The organism is Rhizobium sp. R634 (genome assembly GCF_002211305.1).
GTDB lineage: Bacteria > Pseudomonadota > Alphaproteobacteria > Rhizobiales > Rhizobiaceae > Rhizobium.
On record NZ_LOKW01000001.1, the window covers coordinates 561,117 to 579,409 of the forward strand.

Here is an 18,293-nt window from a genome sequence, read left to right on the forward strand (position 1 = left end):
GAGAAAAGACCTTTCGGGCAAAAGCCGCCTCCCAGCTGGCTATATCCACTGCGTGACGCGCGCGCCGGGGCAGGCCCGCGAAACATCGGCAGGGGAAAACGATGAAGGCGCCGTTCCGGCGTTCTTGACCGCTGCCGATCGGCTCATATCTGCCCCGGGATGGATCTGCCTCGTCGCCCGCACCGCTCGTTGCCCAGAAGGCTTGCCCGTCTCAGGACCACCATTCGCCGTATAGAGCGTGGCCGGGACCGCTGGGCGCTGCGGTGGCAGGCGCTGCTGGCGTCGATCGATGTCGGCATCCTGGTGTTCTTCATTCTCGGCCCCTATTTCAGGAGCGGCCCCTCCTATCTGGTCATCGATTATGCCATCGCTGCCTGGATCGGCTGCGAGCTGGCGGCGCGGGCGCTTGCCGCCGACCGCCCCGCCAGCTTCCTGCGGCGGCTGATGACGTGGGTGGACCTCATCATTTTGGCGACGCTCCTATTCCCGGACTTGCTGTTCAATTTTGCCTTCCTCCGCGCTATGCGGATCTGGGCAATCGGCAAGAGCCCTTTGCTGCGCGAAGGCCTGCGCCGCGCCGGCTGCATCCGGTATCAGGATGTCGTGCGCGCCTGCCTCAACTTCCTGGTCTTTCTCTTTCTGGTCACCGGCTTTGTGTATACCGGTTTCTTTTACGGCAGGCCGGGTGGAGAGGGTTTCGTCGATGCCCTTTATTTCACGGTGGCGACCATCACGACGACCGGGTTCGGAGACATTACCCTGCCGGGAACGCTTGGAAAGCTGACCTCGGTGGTGACGATGATTGTCGGCATTTCGCTTTTCGTCCGTCTTGCGCAGGCGGTGGTGCGCCCGCACAAGGTCAACTTCCCCTGCCCCAAATGCGGGCTCCAGAGGCATGATGTGGACGCGGTGCATTGCAAGGCTTGCGGCGAGCTGCTGAACATCCCTGACTTCGATGACTGACCGGCCTGTTGGCGTCCGGCGGCCGAGATCTTGAGGATCATTCAGTCTTCGGAGGAATGGCGATGCGTGTTGCTTCCAAATGAACTAAACTCATGCGATCGCTTTATCCAGCTGACATTCATCGGATCATCATCATGAATATCAAGCAGATGACCGAGATCGCCGAGCGGTGGCTGACGACATTCGTCCTGAACGAATGGACGTTCTATCAGCTCGCGATCATCGCGGCCGGCTACGGTTTTGCGTCCTTCCTTGCCTCACGCACCGAGCCTGCGATGGAAGCAAGAGCGCGCCTGATCAAGGGCAATCCTGACCTGCTTCGGGTTATCATTGCTCTTATGCGCCGGCTTATGTGGCTTTTCCTGGTGGCCTGGCTGTGGCTCGCCAATGTCGTGCTGAGCATGAGCGCCTGGCCCTCGCAACGCTGGCTGGTCTCCACCGCTCTGACGCTGGCGGCCGCATGGTTCGTCATATCAGTCCTGACCAAGATCATCCGCAATCCAACCCTGTCACGGGCCGTCGCCATCGCCAGCTGGAGCTACATCGCTCTTTATGCAGTCGGCCTCGATGGACCGGCTCTGTCTGCTCTCGACGGGCTCGCGATCAATCTGGGCGCGGTGCGATTCTCGCTTTTGCTTGTGCTCAAAGTCGTGGTCCTGGCGATAGCCTTGATCTGGATCGCCGTTCTCGTCGGAAATGTGCTTTCCAATTCGGTCCAGCGGTCGGCCGACCTGTCGCCTTCCATCAAGGTTCTGATCAGCAAATTCATCAAGATCAGCCTGATCATGATCGCGGGAGCCATCGCTTTGTCGGCGACGGGCGTCGACCTTACGGCGCTCACCGTTTTCTCAGGCGCGGTCGGCGTCGGAATAGGCTTCGGCCTTCAAAAAGTGGTATCGAACTTCATCTCCGGCATCATCATCTTGCTCGACAAGTCGATAAAGCCGGGTGACACGATCACACTCGGCGACACATTCGGCTCGATCCGTGATCTGCGCTCGCGCTTCGTTTCCGTGATCACCAGAGATGGCAAGGAATACCTCATTCCGAATGAACAGTTCATATCGCAGCAGGTCGTCAACTGGTCGTTCTCCAGCGATTTCGTCCGTATCGACGTCGACTTCGGGACCTCCTATGACAGCGATCCGCATCAGGTCGCCAAGATCGCCATAGCGACAGCGTCAACCGTGGCCCGGGTCGAAAACCAGTACAACCCACCCGTCTGCTGGCTGACCGGCTTTGGCGCTTCGTCGCTCGACTTTCGGCTTCGCTTCTGGATTTCGGATCCGGCGAACGGGCTGACCAACGTTCGCGGCCAGGTTCTGATGGCGCTGTGGGACGCCTTCAAGAAAGCCGGGATATCGATCCCGTTCCCACATCATGAAATCATCCTGAAGAGCCCTGTCGAGATCAAACAACCGGACTGATCTGTTGCTCCAACACTTGCCGATGAGAATCGCATCTGGGAACTTGCCGATCTCCGCTTCGTTTGCAGCGGCGTCTCTGTATCGCCTGCCTGTTCGTGACATTTCAGCCTTATTTTGTGGAACCCCATGACGACACAACAGATATTCGCCTTCTCCGTCATCGCGGTCATGATGGCGGTGTTCATCTGGGACCGGTTTCGCTACGATATCGTCGCCTGCTGCGCCCTGGTCATCGCGGTCGCCATCGGCATCGTGCCGCCAAACAAGGCGTTCTCCGGATTTGCCGACGATATCGTCATCATCGTCGGCAGTGCCCTCATCGTCAGCGCGGGCGTCGCGCGGTCCGGCATCGTCGATACGGCGATCAAGAAATTTTTCCCGAACCTCAACACGCTGCACACCCAACTCGCGCTTCTGATGGTGGTGGTGGCCGTGCTTTCCGCCTTCATCAAGAACATCGGTGCGCTGGCAATCATGATGCCGGTCGCTTTCCAGTTTGCGAAAAAGTCAGGCGTATCGCCATCGAGATACTTGATGCCGATGGCATTCGCCGCCTTGCTTGGCGGGCTGATGACCCAGATCGGGACTTCGCCGAACATTGTCGTATCGCGGCTGAGGGAGGAGCTGACGGGATCTTCCTTCACCATGTTCGACTTTACCCCCGTGGGCGCCATCCTGACGGTGGTCGGCATCGCATTCCTTCTGTTCTTCCACTGGCTGGTGCCGAGCCGCACAAGGCAGAACAGCTCGATCGAAGACGCCATCGAAATCAAGAACTATGCGAGCGAAGTGACGATCCCCGAGGGGTCGATCCTGCGGGAGGAGCCGTTGAGCGCATTGCTCAAAATAGGTGACGGCGAGGTCATCGCCACCGCCGTGCTGCGCGGCGCGACCCGCATGGCTCCCTTCCCGGACCTCAGATTGCGGGAGAATGACATTGTCCTGTTGGAAGGACCCTCCGCCGCAATTGACCGCCTTGTATCGGGAGGCAAGCTTCAGCTCTCCGGAAAACCCCTGCGCGAGAACGGCCAGCCGCAAGCAGACATTGTTTCTCTGGAAGCGATCGTCAGCCAGGAGTCCTCGCTTGCGGGCCTGTCGGCCAAGGAACTTGCGCTTTCCTATACCCGTGGTGTCAATCTCCTGGCCATCAGCCGCGGGGGCGAACGCCTCAAGGAGAGGCTCGGTAGCCTGACGCTGGCGACGGGGGACGTGCTCGTGCTGCAGGGCAGCCGCACAAGCCTGACCGCCTTGCTGCAGGACTTTGCGCTGTTGCCGCTTGCCCAGCGTGAAGTCTTGCTCGGCACCCGGCGTCGCGCCTTTGTCCCGCTCGTTATCCTCGCCCTCGCCATGGCGACGACGGCCGTGGGCATCGCATCCGTACCCGTCGCGTTCTTTGCCGCCGCGCTCGGAATGGTCGTGTTTCGCGCGATCCCGCTGGCCGATGTCTACAAGGCGGTGGATGGCCCGATCCTCGTCATGCTCGCAGCCTTGATCCCGGTCTCGGATTCGCTGCGCACATCAGGAGGCAGCGAGCTGATCGCAGGCTGGCTTGGCGGCGCTGCGGCAGGTCTGCCGCCATGCGGTGCGCTGGCATTGATCCTGGTGACCGCCATGGCGGTAACGCCATTTCTCAACAATGCCGCGACCGTGCTGGTGATGGGCCCGATCGCCGCAAGTTTCGCGACAAACCTCGGTTTCAGGCCCGAACCCTTCCTGATGGCCGTCGCCATCGGCGCCGGCTGCGACTTTCTGACTCCCGTCGGCCACCAGTGCAACACGCTGGTATTCGGGCCCGGCGGCTATAAATTTTCCGATTATCCAAGGCTGGGTCTGCCCCTTTCCTTGCTGATCATTTTCGTCAGCGTGCCTGCTCTGCTTTATGTCTGGCCGGTTCGATAAAAACGTATTTGCTCATTCCTGTCGCAGATGATGACGGCGCCACGCAGCTGGGGCCTCTCCCGTCATTCTGCGGAAAAAGCGCGAGAAATATGCCGGGTCGTCAAAGCCGACCTCATGGCCGATGTCCTCGACGGAGCGGATGGTGAACAACAAGAGACGCTTCGCCTCCAGCAGCCGCCGTTCCAACAGCAGCTCCTTGACAGACCGCCCGAAGACCTCGCGGGCCGCCTTGTCGAGAAGATGCGGCGTGGTCGCAAGCAGGGTCACATAGGTCCCGACCGGCCAATCCTTCCTATAATGCAGATCGATCTCGCGACGCAGCGCCAGACCGAGCGAGACGGTCAGCGACGTGGACGGCAGAGCCGCGCGGCCGCCGATGCGGCCCATCAGCGAAAGCACGACCGATATCAGGCCGGAGAGTACCTTTTCGCCTTCAGCGCCCCGCTCGCGATAATCCTCGAAGATCATGTCGAGCAGCACCTTAAGCTTCGGCCATACCGGATCTGCGGGCTGCCCGGTCAGGAAGATCGGCGCGTCGAGATCGAGCACCACCTGCGGCGCGAGCGCCTTCAGCATATCGTCGGAGACCGACACGACGATCGCGTCGGCGTTCTCGCCGACATCGAATGCATGCACCACATTGCTTGGCACGAAGCTCACGGCGGGAGCGGAAAAATTCCAACTCTCGTCTTCTATCCGATAGGTTCCAGAGCCCTGAAACCAGTAGGTGATCTGTCCCATCAGCGGATGTTTATGCGGAGAGACATGGCCGAAATGCACGGTTTTCCGCTCCATCACCGTTTCGACATGCAGGAAGCCGACCTCGAGCGAACGGCTCGGCTCGCCATAGACGAAGAAATTCGGAACCTCGCTTCGCATCACCATTCCGGAAAAAGTACCAGCGAATTGTGGGCTTTGTCCATGGCTGCGCGCGCCGTTCAGGCTTAGTTTCGTCCCATCTCACGGAGGAGATGCTTATGCGAGCCGAAGATCACCGCAGCGACAAGACAAGACCGTTTACCGGCGCCGAATATCTCGCGAGCCTGCGCGACGGGCGCGAGGTCTATATCAACGGCGAGCGCATCGCCGATGTAACGGCCCATCCCTCCATGCGCAATTCCGCCCGCTCGATCGCACGGATGTATGACGCGCTGCATGACGAGAAGACCAAGGACCGGCTGACCTCGCCGACCGATACCGGCAATGGCGGCTATACCCATAAATATTTCCGGGTGGCGAAATCCTCCGCCGAACTCGCGGCCCAGCAGGGCGCCATCGCCGATTGGGCGCGCATGTCCTACGGCTGGATGGGCCGCACCGCCGATTACAAGGCGGCGCTGATGAACACGCTCGGCGCCAATGCCGACTGGTACGGGCCGTTCAAGGAGAACGCGCTCGCCTGGCACAAGCGCGCGCAGGAATCCGTTCTGTTCATGAACCACGCGATCGTCAATCCGCCGATCGATCGCCACAAGCCGGCGGACGCCGTCAAGGATGTCTTCGTCCACATCACCAAGGAAACCGATGCGGGTATCTACGTGTCAGGCGCCAAGGTGGTGGCGACCTCCTCGGCCCTGACCCACTACAACTTCCTCGCCCAGAGCTCGGCGACGGTGACGGAAGACCCCTCTCTGTCGGTCATGTTCATCGTGCCGATGAATGCGCCTGGCATCAAGATGTTCTGCCGCGTCTCCTACGAGCAGACCGCCAACACGGTCGGCCATCCCTTCGACTATCCCCTGTCGTCGCGCTTCGACGAGAACGATGCGATCCTGGTGCTCGACAATGTCTTCGTGCCCTGGGAGGACGTGCTGGTGTTGCGCGATGCGGCCAAGATCCTGTCCTTCCACCCGGCCTCCGGCTTCATGCACGGCTATTGCTTCCAGGGCTGCACGCGCTTTGCCGTCAAGCTGGACTTTATGGCGGGGTTGCTGGCCAAGGCGCTGCGCGCCACCGGCGGCGACGCCTTCCGCGGCAATCAGGCGGCACTCGGCGAGGTCATTGCGCTGCGCCACATGTTCTGGTCCTTCTCCAATGCTATGGCCTACAATCCGCAGCCATGGGCAAACGGCGCCGTCCTGCCAAACATGGAGGCCGCCCTTTCCTACCGCACCTTCATGTCGGAGGCCTATCCGCGCGTCATCGAGACGGTGCGCAAGGTCGTTGCCTCGGGGCTGATCTACCTCCCCTCCTCCGCCAAGGATTTCGGCAATCCCGAGATCGACCGCTATCTCGCCCAATATGTGCGCGGCTCCAACGATATGGGCCATGTCGAGCGTATCAAGATCATGAAACTGCTGTGGGATGCGACCGGCACCGAATTCGGCGGCCGTCACGCGCTTTACGAACTCAATTACGCCGGCGCGCCCGAGGAAGTCCGGCTGCAGGTGCTGAAAGGTGCCGAGCGCGGCGGGCGGCTCAAGGAGATGGAAGCGCTTGTCGACCAATGCATGAGCGATTACGACGAAACCGGCTGGACCGGTGACACCTGGCTGCCGCCGCTCGGTCAGGCATCCGCCGTCCGCAACGCGGCCGAATGAGGAGATGGCCATGGAGGAGCAAGTCTCGAAAACCGAGTTCCGCGACGCGATGGCCAGGGTCTGCGCCCCGGTCAACGTCATCACCACCAACGGACCTGCCGGGCGCGGCGGGTTCACCGCCACCGCCATGTGCAGCGTCACCGACGAGCCGCCGACGCTGCTGGTTTGCATGAACGGCCGTTCGGCCCAATGTGCCCTCTTCCTGGAAAACCACCGCTTTTGCGTCAACGTACTCGCCGATGACCACCAGGAGCTCGCCGGCTATTTCGCCGGCCGCCAGTCGGATATGGCGGCACGCTATGCCGCGGCGGAATGGGTCGACATGCCGTCGGGAAGCCAGGCGCTGGCCGGCGCCATGGTCTCCTTCGACTGCCGGCTTACCGAGGCCCGCCTGGTCGGCACGCACCACATTTTCATCGGCCAGGTCATTGGCATTCGCTCGCGGACGGATGGAAATGCACTGCTTTACTTCGACCGCAACTACATCAATGTGCCGACACAGGTGGGGAGCTTCGGAGGCTAGCGCATCGGCTGTAACACCTATCGCAGCGTGACGTTCAATGCCGAAGGCGCACGGAATTCCCAACCGCGAAACCGCACCGGGCCATCATCACGGAGCGCGATCTCGGGCGAATGGTCGATCAGATATCGGAGTGCCGAAGTGATCTGTTGCCGGGCAAACCATCGCCCTGCGCAGAAGTGATGGCCAAAGCCGAAAGCCGCATGACTTCCTTCGTTGCGGTGAATGTCGAAGCGTCCCGGATCCGTGAACCGGCTCTCGCAATGCGAAGCGGAAGCGAGCACGGCCGCGACCGGCTGATTGGCGGGGATTGTCACGCCGCCGATTTCGACAGCCTGTGTCGTCTGCCGCGTTTGCGTGCCGATCGGCGTCACCCACCGCAAGCCTTCGTCGACGGCGCGCGGCAGAAGCGCGTCGGGATCGCCCTTCACTTCCGCGAGCTGAGCCGGGTTTTGCAAAAGCCCAGCCATGATCGAACCCGCTCCGTGGCCAGGCTCCTGCATGCCGCCGAGCAGCAGAACTTTGAGGGTCGGCAGCACGAATTCTATCGTGCGGACCTCGCCCTCCGGCATGCCGTCATGCAGCATATGCGACAAGGCGGAATCGTCCGGTTCTTCGATGAGTTTCTGCATCACGGGCGTCACGATCCCGGTGATTTCCGTGCTGATCGCATCGGCAACGGCCTGCCGCTCGGGATCGCATTCGAAATTGATCGCCCCCTGTGCCAGGCCGAAGAACCAGCGCCTGAGCGTTTCGAGATCGACATGGCCGAGCCCGAGTGAACGAGCGAGGCTGAGGATCGAAATCGGTTCGAAATAGTCCGACATCAGATCGCCGCCGCCACTGTCTCGCAAACGCTCATGGTATTCCCGGGCGATCGGCAGGACCAGATCGTCCATATAGGCGGCAACACGCTTTGGATGATATTTCGGATCGACGCCGCTGCGAAGATTCTTATGCACCGGACCGTCAGCGGTCAGGATGGTCGGTTTGCCCCAGCTCCGGTCGAGCGGCGAGCTTTGGACCGCGGCAGTGAAGATTTCCGGCGTCTTCGACAGGTATTCGACATCCTTGAAACGCGTCACGAACCAGAGATTGACAGCGGGGATATAGGCGACCGGCATCTCGCGTCGCAATCTGGCATAGATCGGATAAGGATCGGCTTCGAGGTCCTCGACAGTAATGGTTTCGGGGAAAGTCATGGGCAGCCTCCTCCTGCTGGCCGAAATTCCGGTTCAGAGCTGAATCCATGCCGTTTTCAGATCGACATATTTATCCAGCGCATGCAGCGATTTGTCGTGGCCGTTGCCCGATTGCTTGACGCCGCCGAGCGGCACGCTGTTGTCGGCGCCGCCATAGGTGTTGACGTGCACGACGCCGGCGCGGATACCGCGCACCATGCGGTGAGCGCGCGACAGGTTCGAGGTCCAGACGGCGGAAGCGAGGCCGTATTCCGTGGCATTGGCGATCTCTAGGGCTTCCGCCTCCGTCTCGAACGGAATGATCGACAGGATCGGCCCGAAGACCTCTTCGCGGGCAAGCGTCATGGATGGCGTGACATCGAAGACCGCCGGGCGCATGTAATAGCCGCTCGTCTCTTCCAGAATGCGTGCGCCGCCGGTGCGCAATCGAGCACCTTCCGACAAGGCCTGGGCGACGTGGCCGAGATCCTTCTGCAGCTGGATCTCGCTTGAAATCGCGCCTGCTTCGGTGGAAAGCTGCAGGGGGTCGCCGACCTTCATGGCCGCGGCAATGCCGGCGACCTTTGCTGAAAATTCCTCGTGGATCGATTTCTCCACAAGCAGGCGGGAGCCCGCGACACAGACCTGGCCGGAATTGCGGAAGATGCCGTAGGCCGAGACCTTGGCGGCCTGATCGAGATCCGGCGCATCGGCAAAGACGATATTCGGCGATTTGCCCCCGAGTTCCAGATAGACGCGCTTCAAATTGGAACGCGCCGAATATTCGAGCAGACGCCGCCCGACCGGGCCGGAGCCGGTAAAGGCCAGCACATCGATATCCATGTGCAGTCCGAGTGCTTCGCCGCTGACGGCGCCGCGTCCGGTGACGACGTTGAGCACGCCATCCGGCAATCCCGCTTCGGCGCAGAGTTCGGCAAGCCGCAGCAGCGTCAGCGACGCGCCCTCGGCCGGTTTCAGCACCACGGAATTGCCGGCCGCAAGTGCGGGCGCGATTTTCCAGGCGCCGATCATCATCGGGAAATTCCACGGCACGATGGCGGCGACGACGCCCACCGGCTCGCGGTGAACGAGGCCGAGAATATTGTCGGCCGTCGGTGCGATCTCGCCATAGACCTTGTCGATCGCCTCGGCATAGTAGCGGAAGGTGCCAGCGGCGCTGCCGGGCTCGGCCTTCAGCGCCATGGAGATTTCCGTGCCGTTGTCGCGCACGCCGAGCACGGCGAGTTCGAGCGCGTTTTTCTCGATCAGTTCGGCGATCTTCTGCAGCACCTTCTTGCGCTCGGCAGGGGCTGCCCGCGACCAGCCGCCCTTTTCGAAGGCGCAGCGCGCCGCCTTGACAGCCCGATCGACGTCTTCGGCGCCGGCATCGGCGATCGTCGTCAGCCTCATGCCGTCGATCGGCGAGATGACATCCATCGCGGCGCCGCTGACGGCCGGGCGCCAGGCGCCGTCGATGAACAGCGATTGGGAGGGAACGGACAATGTCCGGAGCTGATCGATTTTGTCCTGCATATCATGCCCTCATAAGAAAAAGGGTGGCGGATATATATATCCGCCACCATTGATGGGGTTCGTGTCAGGCTTCCTGCCCGGCGCCGAGCCGGGCAAAACCGATGGCATCCGCCGATTTCAGCCGCGCCGCCGCCAGCAGCCCGACAATTCCGGCGATCAGCACCAGACCCGGCAGGAACACGGCGAGCACGCCATTGGCGCCGGCGATGGCGCCGAAATTCGCCGAGATATAATAGACCAATGCCAGCAGGATCAGTCCTGTCACGACCGGCAAGATCTTGACGGCCAGGACATTGTGTTCGAGCCCCGGATTGCGGCTGAAGAACACGACGATCGCAAAGGCCGTGAAGGCCATCAGCAGGATGATGGCAAGCGTCGCGACATTGGTCAGCCACGAAAACAGCGCCAGAACCGGATCCTGCCCCGTCAGCGCAAACAGCGCCACGACGAGAACCGCAATGACGGTCTGGATGAGCGAGCCGATATGCGGGCTCTGGAAGACCGGATGCGTGACGCCGACGGACTTCGGCAGCAGGCCTTCGCGACCGGCGACATACATGTAGCGCGCAACGCCGTTGTGGAAGGCAAGGACGCCGGCAAACAGGCTGGTGATGAAGAGGACGCTCATCACCATAGTGATCCAGTGGCCGATATAACGCTCGGCAAGGCCGAAGAGGAAGGTCGTGGGATCGGCGAGGCCCTGAAGCTCGGGCACCAGCTTGTCGACGCCGGCGCCGTTCACCATCAGCCAGGAGGTCAGCATGTAGAAGAGGCCGATGATCAGCACCGAGATATAGGTGGCGCGCGGCACGGTCTTGTGCGGTTCGCGCGCTTCCTCGCTGTAGATCGTCGTCGCCTCGAAGCCGATAAAGGCGGCGAAGCAGAACAGGATGCCGACTGCGGCGTTTCCGCTCCAGAAAGCAGTCGGCGTGAAGGGTGCGCCGGAAAGGCCGGCATCGCCGCCCTTGACGACGATCGCCGCGTCGATGACGAGGACGACGAGATATTCGAGAATAACGAGAACCATCAGCACCTTGGCTGAAAGATCGACCCGCCGATAGCCGAAGACGGCGACAAAGGCGATGCCGATATAGCTCCAGACCCACCAGGGAAGGTCGAGGCCGATCTGCTCGGCGAAAAAGCCCTTGGTCGCCGCGCCGAAGAGGCCGAGAACGCCGATCTGCATGGCATTATAGGCCAGGATCGCGATCAGCGCCGCCGCCCCACCCATCAGGCCGCCGAGCCCCTGCGCGGTATAGGCATAAAAGGCGCCGGCATTGCGGATATGGCGCGCCATGGCGACATAGCCGACGGCAAACAGCAGCAGGATGCCGGTCACTAGCAGGAAGGTCAGCGGAATGCCCGCTCCGTTGCCGAGCATCATCGACAGCGGCACGCCGCCAGCGACCGCCGTCAGCGGTGCGGCGGCCGAAACCACCAGGAAGGTCACGGCGCCGACGCCGAGACTGTTTTTGCGCAGCTGGTTCTCAGCCGGGCCTTGCGAATTTTGCGTATTCATCTGTCTTCGTTCCCCTTGCGTAAGAGTATCCGATCATCGCTGCGATTGCGCGCAGGCGACCTCCACCAGAACCGGACTGACGAGCGGGTGTTTTCGGCTTTTGTTGATTTTGCCGCCGTCAGAGCTTATGGTTCATTATTTGAACCTCAGCTTCAAATATAGACTTGCAAACAATCCCGGCCTCTGTCAAGTTATTTCGCATGTTAAGTATCTTGGGTCGCTGCTATTGTGCCGCGGCACGGGTTTGCGGGCTGATTTGGCGGATGGCGTAAAGCCGGATGCGACAAGCCAGGACATGAACCCTACCCCAAGAGGAAGAACCATGAGCACGATCGGAAAGGCGCTTTCATTGCTGGACACCCTGTCACGGCTGGACAAGGAGGTGGGTCTCACAGACATCGCCCGGCTGTGTTCGCTCGACAAGGCGACGGCGCGGCGCTTTCTGGTGGAGTTGGAAAAACACGGCTTCGTCGAGCAGGATGCCGACAGCCGCCGCTACAGGATCGGATCGGCGCCGGTTCGGCTCGCCCGCATCCGCGAGGCGCGCTACCCCTTCCTGCGGGTGGCTGTGCCCTTCATCAAGACGCTCGCCGAATCCTCGGCGGAGACGGTGCATCTCTCGGAATTTTCCGGCGGCAGGCTGTCAACCATCCATGTGGAAGATCCGCCACGCGCCCACCGCATCATCGTCGATGTCGGCAGCATCCTGCCGTTTCATGCCACCGCATCCGGCCTTGCCTTCCTCGCCTTCTGCCCGGCCAGGGAGATCGACGCCGCGCTGCAAAAGCCGCTCGAAAAATTTACCGACCACACCGTCGTCGATCCCGAACTGATCCGCGCCCTGCTCGATGAGACGGCGGCACGCGGCTTTTCGATCAGCCATCAGGGCCTCGAGGCCGGCGTCATCAGCGCCGCAGCGCCGGTGCGCGCGCCCGACGGACGGCCAATCGGCTGCGTGGCCGTCGCAGCGCCCCTTTCGCGCACCACGAAGACGGCCATTCACGACTTCGGAGCGCAGGCCATCGCCGCCGCCAATGCGATTTCAGAAAAATACTACGGGTCGGAAAGACTCACGGGAACCAGTCCAAAAACCAGGAGGAGAGATTGATGAGCCCTGCGGCTCCCCTGCCAAGGATCCTCGTCATCGGAACCGGTGACACCAAATGCGATGAGCTGCAATTCATGGCGTCCGTCATCGCCGAAGCCGGCGGCCACCCCGTCATGGTCGATGTCAGCATTCTCGGCGACCCGCCCTACGTTCCCGATTATTCCAAGCACGACATCGCCAAGGCCGCCGCCACCTCGATTGCGGCGATTGCCGAAAGCGGCGATGAAAACAGCGCCATGGCGGCCATGGCCAGAGGTGCGGCGGCGCTGACGCTGCGGCTCTACAGGGACGGGCTCGTCGATGGCATCATCGTGCTCGGCGGCTCGATGGGCACGGATCTGGCCCTCGACGTCGCCGCCGTCCTGCCGCTCGGCGTTCCGAAATTTGTGGTTTCGACCATCGCCTATTCGCATCTGATCCCGCCCGAGCGCATTGCACCCGACCTGATGATGATCCTGTGGGCCGGCGGCCTTTACGGCCTCAACAGCATTTGCCGCTCGGTGCTGTCGCAGGCCTGCGGAGCCGTCGTCGGCGCGGCAAAGCACGGAACCAAACCGGATCGCACCCGCCCGCTGATCGGCATGACCTCGCTCGGCTCCTCCTGCCTGAAATATATGAAGCACCTGCGGCCCGAACTGGAAAAGCGCGGTTACGACCTCGCCGTCTTCCACTCGACTGGCATGGGCGGCCGCGCGTTCGAAGCCATCGCCGCCGAGGCCGGCTTTGCCGCTGTCTTCGATTTCTGCATCCAGGAGGTCAGCAATCATCATTACGGCACGGTGGTGACATCGGGGCCGGACAGGCTCGAAAATGCAGGACGGGCCGGCATTCCGCAGATCGTTGCGCCCGGCGCCGTCGACATGGTCGATCTCCAGGCCTGGCAGAGGCTGCCGGATATCTTCGCCGATCGCCCCTACCATGCCCATAACCGGCTGATCGGATCGGTGACGACCTCGCCGGATGGGCGGCGGGAAGTGGCGCGCGTGATCGGCCGGAAACTGGCGCGGGCCGAGGCCAGGGTCGCCTTCCTGCTGCCGACCGAAGGGCTGCAGGAATGGGACAAGCCAGACGAGCCGCTGCACGATCCGGAAGGCCTTGCCGCCTTCCTCGACGAGATGCGCAGCGCCATCCCGCCATTCGTCTCGTTCCAGGAAGTCGACGCGCATATCAATTCCCCATCCTTTTCGGCCGCAGCCCTTGCCGTTTTCGACAGCTGGGTGACCGAGGGCATCATTCCGGAAGGAAGGCCATGACGAGCGAACGCGCCCTCATCCTCGATTTCGGCGGCGTGGTCACCCGCACCCTGTTCGAGACACATGACATCACCGAGCGCACGCTCGGCCTTCCCCCAGGCTCGCTCACCTGGCTTGGGCCGTTTGACACCGCGACCGACCCGCTCTGGGTGGCGATGCAGAACCGCGAGATCACCGAACGTGATTACTGGCTGACGCGCGCCGGCGAGATCGGCCGGATGGTCGGCGAGAACTGGGCCGACATGCAGACCTTCGTGCGCCGCGCCCGCGGCGCCGAACCCGAACTGGTGCTGCGGCCGGAGGCGCGCGACGCCATCCTGCGGGCCAAGCAAGGGGGGTTGAAGCTCGCGATCCTGTCGAACGAACTCGATCTCTTCTACGGCGTCGAATTCCGCAAACGCTTCCCGCTGATCGACCTCTTCGACGTCATCGTCGATGCCACCTACACCAAGATCCTGAAGCCCGATCTACGCGCCTATGAGCAGGTGCTGTCCGAACTCGGCCTGCCGCGCGAAGCCTGCGTTTTCGTCGACGACCAGAAGAAGAACATCGAGGGCGCCGAAGCCGTCGGATTGCCGCATGTGCATTTCGACGTCACCCGCCCTGCCGAAAGCTATGCCCGCGCCCTTGCGATGCTGGGCCTCTGAACGAGAGGAATTGAGATGCGTGAAACCAACTTCATAATCGAAAACAACGCTCGCCACCTGTGGCACCCGATGGCCCATCCGGCCGAAATGCAGGCCCAACCGCCGCGCATCATCAATGCGGGCGAAGGCGTCGAGATCGTCGACATCCACGGCAAGAAGGTGCTGGATGCCGTCGGCGGTCTCTGGAACGTCAATCTCGGCTATTCCTGCGAGCCGGTGAAAAAGGCGATCCGCGACCAGCTCGACGAACTGCCCTATTATTCGACATTCCGCGGCACGACCAATTCACCGCTGATCGAGCTCTCCTACGAGCTTGCGGAATGGTTCAGGCCGGACGGATTGAGCCGCTCCTTTTTCACCTCGGGCGGCTCGGATTCGGTCGAGACCTGCCTGCGGCTGGCCCGGCAATATCACAAGATCAACGGGCAGCCGGAGCGCACCAAATTCGTCGCGCTGAAGAAGGGCTATCACGGCACGCATTTCGGCGGCGCATCCGTCAACGGCAACCAGAACTTCCGCCGCAATTACGAACCGCTGCTTCCGGGCGTCTTCCACCTGCCGGCGCCCTTTTCCTATCGCAACCCGTTTAACACCACCGATGGTGCGGAAATCGCCGCCGCGATCGGCCGGCTCTTCGAAGACGAGATCGCATTCCAGGGGGCGGACACTATCGCCGCCCTGATCGTCGAACCGGTGCTGGGGGCCGGCGGTGTCATCGTCCCGCACGAAACCTTCCTGCCGCTGATGCGCGAGATCTGCGACCACCACGGCATCCTGCTGATCGCCGATGAAGTCATCACCGCTTTCGGGCGCACCGGCGCCTGGACGGGCTCGCGTCTCTGGGGTGTCAAGCCGGATCTGATGTCGACCGCCAAGGCGATTACCAACGGCTATTTCCCCTTCGGCGCCGTCATGATCTCCGACAAGGTGGCGGAGGTCTTCGAAGGCAGCAAGGGCGCATTCGGCAGCATCGGCCACGGCTACACCTATTCCGGCCACCCGGCCGGCGCGGCGGCCGCGCTGGCGACGCTCAAGGAGACGAAGCGGCTGAACGTCCCCGACAATGCAGCCGTCCGCGGAGAGGAACTCATCGCCGGTCTCAGGAAGCTGCAGGACAGGCATGAACTGATCGGCGACGTGCGCGGCAAGGGCCTGATGTGCGCGCTCGAACTCGTCAGCGACCGGAAGAAGAAGAGCGCCGCATCGAAGGATGTGATGCAGAAGGTACAGGATATCGCCTATGAGGCCGGCGCGCTGGTGCGCACCTCCGGCGCCAATGTCATCATGTCGCCGCCGCTGATTGTCACGGCGGACGATGTGCAGCGGATCCTGACGGCGCTCGACGCCGGCCTTGCCGCCGCGAGGAGCTGATCATGTCCGGCAACGCAGCTCTCATCGCCCGGCGTGAGCGCCTTCTCGGCCGCAACATGTCGCTCTTTTATAACGATCCGGTGCATCTGGTGCGCGGCGAAGGCGTCTGGCTCTGGGATGCCGACGGCCGGCGATATCTCGATTGCTACAACAATGTGCCGCATGTCGGCCATTGCCATCCGCGCGTGGTCGAAGCGATCACCCGCCAGGCTTCGACGCTGAACACCCACACCCGCTACCTGCACGAAGGCATCCTCGATTATGTCGAACGCCTGACCGCAACCTTCGACAGCAGCCTGGACGCCGCGATCCTCACCTGCACCGGCAGCGAGGCGAACGACGTGGCGCTGCGCATGGCCCAGGCCGTCACTGGCAAGACCGGCGTCATCGCCACCAACCACACCTATCACGGCAACACGGCGGCCGTATCGCAGCTCTCGACCCGCATGCCGCCGGTCGGCGGCTTCGGCGGCCATGTCCGCCATGTGCCGGCGCCCGACAGCTACCGCCCGCTCGGCGGCGAAGGCGGCGAAGCCTTTGCCTCAGCCTTCGCGGCCGAGGTCGAGGCGGCGATCGCCTCGCTGCAGGAAAGCCCGCACGGTTTTTCCGCGCTGATCATCGACCCGTTCTTCGCCAATGAAGGCTTTCCGGATCTGCCGCCGAGCTTTCTCGACAAGACGGTCGCGGCCGTGCGCAAGGCCGGCGGCCTCGTCATCACCGACGAGGTGCAGCCCGGTTTCGGCCGCACCGGCTCCGATATGTGGGGCCACCAACGCGCCGGCATCGTTCCTGATATCGTGACGCTCGGCAAACCGATGGCAAACGGCCATCCGGTGGGCGGCGTCGTTGCCAATGCCGAGGTGCTGAACGCCTTCCGCAAGGCCTTCCGCTACTTCAACACCTTCGGCGGCAACCCCGTTTCCTGCGCCGCCGCCATGGCGGTTCTCGACGTGATCGAGGAGGAGAAGCTGATCGAGAACGCCCGCAATGTCGGCGAATACACCCGTGACGCCTTCAAGCGGCTGGCGCAGAAACATCCGATTATCGGCGACGTGCGCGGCAGCGGCCTCTTCATGGGCATGGAATTCGTGCTGGACCGGGCGACGAAGGAGCCGGCTGTCGCCGAGGCAAGCCGGATCGTCAATGAAATGCGTGAGCGCGGCGTGCTGATGGGCAAGATCGGCATCCATCAATGCGCCACCAAGATCCGCCCGCCGATGCCCTTCTCCCGGGAAAATGCCGATCTGATGTTGTCGGTCTTCGACGACGTGCTGTCGGGCCTGTGAGGCTGAGATGGCCGATCAATTGCCGCAGACCATTCGGGACGCCTTGCAGGAACGCGCGCGGGAAGCGCTCGAACATTGGGCGTCCCTGGCGGACGAACCGGTTCTCTTGAAATACCGGGAGAATGCCGTCTTCCGCATCACCCTGGCCGACGGGCAATCGGCCGCCCTGCGGCTACATCGGCCGGGCTATCACGACGAAACCAGCCTGCACTCGGAACTCGCCTTTATGGCGGTGCTGCGGAACGGCGGCCTCGACGTGCCGAGCCCCGTACCAACAGGCGATGGGCGCAACCTTGTCCGCCTGCCGGCTAACCGAAAATTTCCCGAGCATCATGCCGATGTCGTCAGCTGGATCGACGGCGCGGCCCTCGGGCAGACCGGCACGCCGCTGTCGCAATCGGCGAAAACCCAAGCGGATATCTTCTTCCGCATCGGCCATGCGATGGCGACCCTGCATGATCTCGCCGATGCATGGACGCCGCCGCCAGGGTTCCGCCGCCCCGCATGGGACGCCGAAGGCCTGCTTGGAGAAAGCCCCCTCTGGGGTCGCTTCTGGGATTGTCCGGGGCTTTCACGCGACGACGCCGCCGCGCTCTCGGCATTGTGCGGTGATTTGCGCCGCCAGCTTGCCGATGCGCAGCGAAACGGCCTCGACTATGGCCTGATCCATGCCGATCTGGTGCGCGAGAACATCTACCTGACGGGAGACGAAAACCAGGTCGCCTTCATCGATTTCGACGATGCCGGCTATGGTTTCCGTCTCTTCGACCTCGCCACGGCGCTGCTGAAGAACCGCCAGGAGCCCGCCTACCCTGCCATCGAGAATGCCTTGATCTCAGGCTATCGCAGCCGGCGCGGGCTTTCCGATGCAGCGCTGCAAAGCCTGCCTCTGTTCATGGTTCTGCGGAGCCTCACCTATATCGGTTGGCTTGCCGAACGGCCTGAAATCCCGGGCGCTACCGAACGCCTGTCGCGTTATGTCGGCGAAAGTCTGGAGCTCGCAAGAAAGCTCGATGCCAACGCTTGACATCTCCGGCAAATTTATT

General features: G+C 62.3%; 15 protein-coding genes. 11 read left to right on the top strand and 4 right to left on the bottom strand.

Translation table 11 applies throughout. The features are described from left to right. Positions 1–159: 159 nt before the first annotated feature. The 3 genes from ATY77_RS02450 (at position 160) to ATY77_RS02460 (ending at position 4,289) form a co-directional block, all read left to right on the top strand. Positions 160–963: a potassium channel family protein gene (locus ATY77_RS02450; protein WP_088685921.1), complete on the top strand. Its 804-nt coding sequence runs from the start codon at positions 160–162 to the stop codon at positions 961–963. A gap of 134 nt (positions 964–1,097) precedes the next feature. After that, positions 1,098–2,390, top strand: coding sequence for a mechanosensitive ion channel domain-containing protein (locus tag ATY77_RS02455; protein WP_088686243.1), 1,293 nt, complete (start codon positions 1,098–1,100; stop codon positions 2,388–2,390). A gap of 126 nt (positions 2,391–2,516) precedes the next feature. Continuing rightward, positions 2,517–4,289: an SLC13 family permease gene (locus ATY77_RS02460; RefSeq protein WP_088685922.1), complete on the top strand. Its 1,773-nt coding sequence runs from the start codon at positions 2,517–2,519 to the stop codon at positions 4,287–4,289. 12 nt (positions 4,290–4,301) lie between these two features. Here the strand turns inward: ATY77_RS02460 and ATY77_RS02465 are convergent, their stop codons facing one another. After that, a complete protein-coding gene (locus ATY77_RS02465; RefSeq protein ID WP_088685923.1) occupies positions 4,302–5,174 on the bottom strand; it encodes a helix-turn-helix domain-containing protein in 873 nt (290 codons plus the stop codon). Between the two features lie 92 nt (positions 5,175–5,266). Here ATY77_RS02465 and ATY77_RS02470 point away from each other — a divergent pair, with 92 nt between their 5' ends. Together ATY77_RS02470 and ATY77_RS02475 are read left to right on the top strand one after the other, a co-directional pair. Continuing rightward, on the top strand, positions 5,267–6,829 hold the full coding sequence (locus ATY77_RS02470) for a 4-hydroxyphenylacetate 3-hydroxylase N-terminal domain-containing protein (RefSeq protein WP_088685924.1): 1,563 nt from the start codon (positions 5,267–5,269) through the stop codon (positions 6,827–6,829). 10 nt (positions 6,830–6,839) lie between these two features. Then, positions 6,840–7,352, top strand: coding sequence for a flavin reductase (locus ATY77_RS02475; protein ID WP_088685925.1), 513 nt, complete (start codon positions 6,840–6,842; stop codon positions 7,350–7,352). 17 nt (positions 7,353–7,369) lie between these two features. Here ATY77_RS02475 and ATY77_RS02480 read toward each other — a convergent pair whose 3' ends face one another. The 3 genes from ATY77_RS02480 to ATY77_RS02490 all read right to left on the bottom strand — a co-directional run bounded on the left by ATY77_RS02480 (position 7,370) and on the right by ATY77_RS02490 (position 11,582). Beyond that, the gene (locus tag ATY77_RS02480; protein ID WP_088685926.1) at positions 7,370–8,551 is read right to left on the bottom strand and encodes a cytochrome P450; all 1,182 of its coding nucleotides are present in this window, start codon (positions 8,549–8,551) and stop codon (positions 7,370–7,372) included. A 33-nt stretch (positions 8,552–8,584) separates the two neighbouring features. After that, complete coding sequence (locus ATY77_RS02485) at positions 8,585–10,063, bottom strand: aldehyde dehydrogenase (RefSeq protein WP_088685927.1); 1,479 nt, start codon at positions 10,061–10,063, stop codon at positions 8,585–8,587. A gap of 64 nt (positions 10,064–10,127) precedes the next feature. Beyond that, positions 10,128–11,582 carry an APC family permease gene (locus ATY77_RS02490; protein WP_088685928.1) on the bottom strand — a complete coding sequence of 485 codons (1,455 nt, stop codon included), beginning with the start codon at positions 11,580–11,582 and terminating at the stop codon, positions 10,128–10,130. A 322-nt stretch (positions 11,583–11,904) separates the two neighbouring features. Here ATY77_RS02490 and ATY77_RS02495 point away from each other — a divergent pair, with 322 nt between their 5' ends. Genes ATY77_RS02495 through ATY77_RS02520 form a run of 6 tightly spaced genes read left to right on the top strand, consistent with a single transcriptional unit; the run spans position 11,905 to position 18,274 of the window. Beyond that, a complete protein-coding gene (locus ATY77_RS02495) occupies positions 11,905–12,690 on the top strand; it encodes an IclR family transcriptional regulator (protein ID WP_088685929.1) in 786 nt (261 codons plus the stop codon). Next, positions 12,690–13,943: a Tm-1-like ATP-binding domain-containing protein gene (locus tag ATY77_RS02500; RefSeq protein ID WP_088685930.1), complete on the top strand. Its 1,254-nt coding sequence runs from the start codon at positions 12,690–12,692 to the stop codon at positions 13,941–13,943. Before ATY77_RS02495 ends, ATY77_RS02500 begins: the two co-directional genes overlap by 1 nt. Continuing rightward, positions 13,940–14,590, top strand: coding sequence for an HAD-IA family hydrolase (locus tag ATY77_RS02505; protein WP_088685931.1), 651 nt, complete (start codon positions 13,940–13,942; stop codon positions 14,588–14,590). Before ATY77_RS02500 ends, ATY77_RS02505 begins: the two co-directional genes overlap by 4 nt. Before the next feature lie 15 nt (positions 14,591–14,605). Beyond that, a complete protein-coding gene (locus ATY77_RS02510) occupies positions 14,606–15,961 on the top strand; it encodes an aspartate aminotransferase family protein (RefSeq protein WP_088685932.1) in 1,356 nt (451 codons plus the stop codon). Between the two features lie 2 nt (positions 15,962–15,963). Continuing rightward, a complete protein-coding gene (locus tag ATY77_RS02515) occupies positions 15,964–17,247 on the top strand; it encodes an aspartate aminotransferase family protein (RefSeq protein ID WP_088685933.1) in 1,284 nt (427 codons plus the stop codon). Positions 17,248–17,254: 7 nt separating this feature from the next. Beyond that, positions 17,255–18,274, top strand: a complete 1,020-nt coding sequence (locus ATY77_RS02520) for a homoserine kinase (protein WP_088685934.1) — start codon at positions 17,255–17,257, stop codon at positions 18,272–18,274. Positions 18,275–18,293: the final 19 nt, after the last annotated feature.

Bases quoted from the DNA above. Each gene is read 5' to 3' on its own strand.
- ATY77_RS02480 (WP_088685926.1), bottom strand. From the start codon at position 8,551: ATGACTTTCCCCGAAACCATTACTGTCGAGGACCTCGAAGCCGATCCT.
- ATY77_RS02485 (WP_088685927.1), bottom strand. From the start codon at position 10,063: ATGCAGGACAAAATCGATCAGCTCCGGACATTGTCCGTTCCCTCCCAA.
- ATY77_RS02500 (WP_088685930.1), top strand. From the start codon at position 12,690: ATGAGCCCTGCGGCTCCCCTGCCAAGGATCCTCGTCATCGGAACCGGT.
- ATY77_RS02510 (WP_088685932.1), top strand. From the start codon at position 14,606: ATGCGTGAAACCAACTTCATAATCGAAAACAACGCTCGCCACCTGTGG.
- ATY77_RS02465 (WP_088685923.1), bottom strand. From the start codon at position 5,174: ATGGTGATGCGAAGCGAGGTTCCGAATTTCTTCGTCTATGGCGAGCCG.
- ATY77_RS02450 (WP_088685921.1), top strand. From the start codon at position 160: ATGGATCTGCCTCGTCGCCCGCACCGCTCGTTGCCCAGAAGGCTTGCC.
- ATY77_RS02455 (WP_088686243.1), top strand. From the start codon at position 1,098: ATGAATATCAAGCAGATGACCGAGATCGCCGAGCGGTGGCTGACGACA.
- ATY77_RS02475 (WP_088685925.1), top strand. From the start codon at position 6,840: ATGGAGGAGCAAGTCTCGAAAACCGAGTTCCGCGACGCGATGGCCAGG.
- ATY77_RS02495 (WP_088685929.1), top strand. From the start codon at position 11,905: ATGAGCACGATCGGAAAGGCGCTTTCATTGCTGGACACCCTGTCACGG.
- ATY77_RS02515 (WP_088685933.1), top strand. From the start codon at position 15,964: ATGTCCGGCAACGCAGCTCTCATCGCCCGGCGTGAGCGCCTTCTCGGC.
- ATY77_RS02460 (WP_088685922.1), top strand. From the start codon at position 2,517: ATGACGACACAACAGATATTCGCCTTCTCCGTCATCGCGGTCATGATG.
- ATY77_RS02470 (WP_088685924.1), top strand. From the start codon at position 5,267: ATGCGAGCCGAAGATCACCGCAGCGACAAGACAAGACCGTTTACCGGC.
- ATY77_RS02490 (WP_088685928.1), bottom strand. From the start codon at position 11,582: ATGAATACGCAAAATTCGCAAGGCCCGGCTGAGAACCAGCTGCGCAAA.
- ATY77_RS02505 (WP_088685931.1), top strand. From the start codon at position 13,940: ATGACGAGCGAACGCGCCCTCATCCTCGATTTCGGCGGCGTGGTCACC.
- ATY77_RS02520 (WP_088685934.1), top strand. From the start codon at position 17,255: ATGGCCGATCAATTGCCGCAGACCATTCGGGACGCCTTGCAGGAACGC.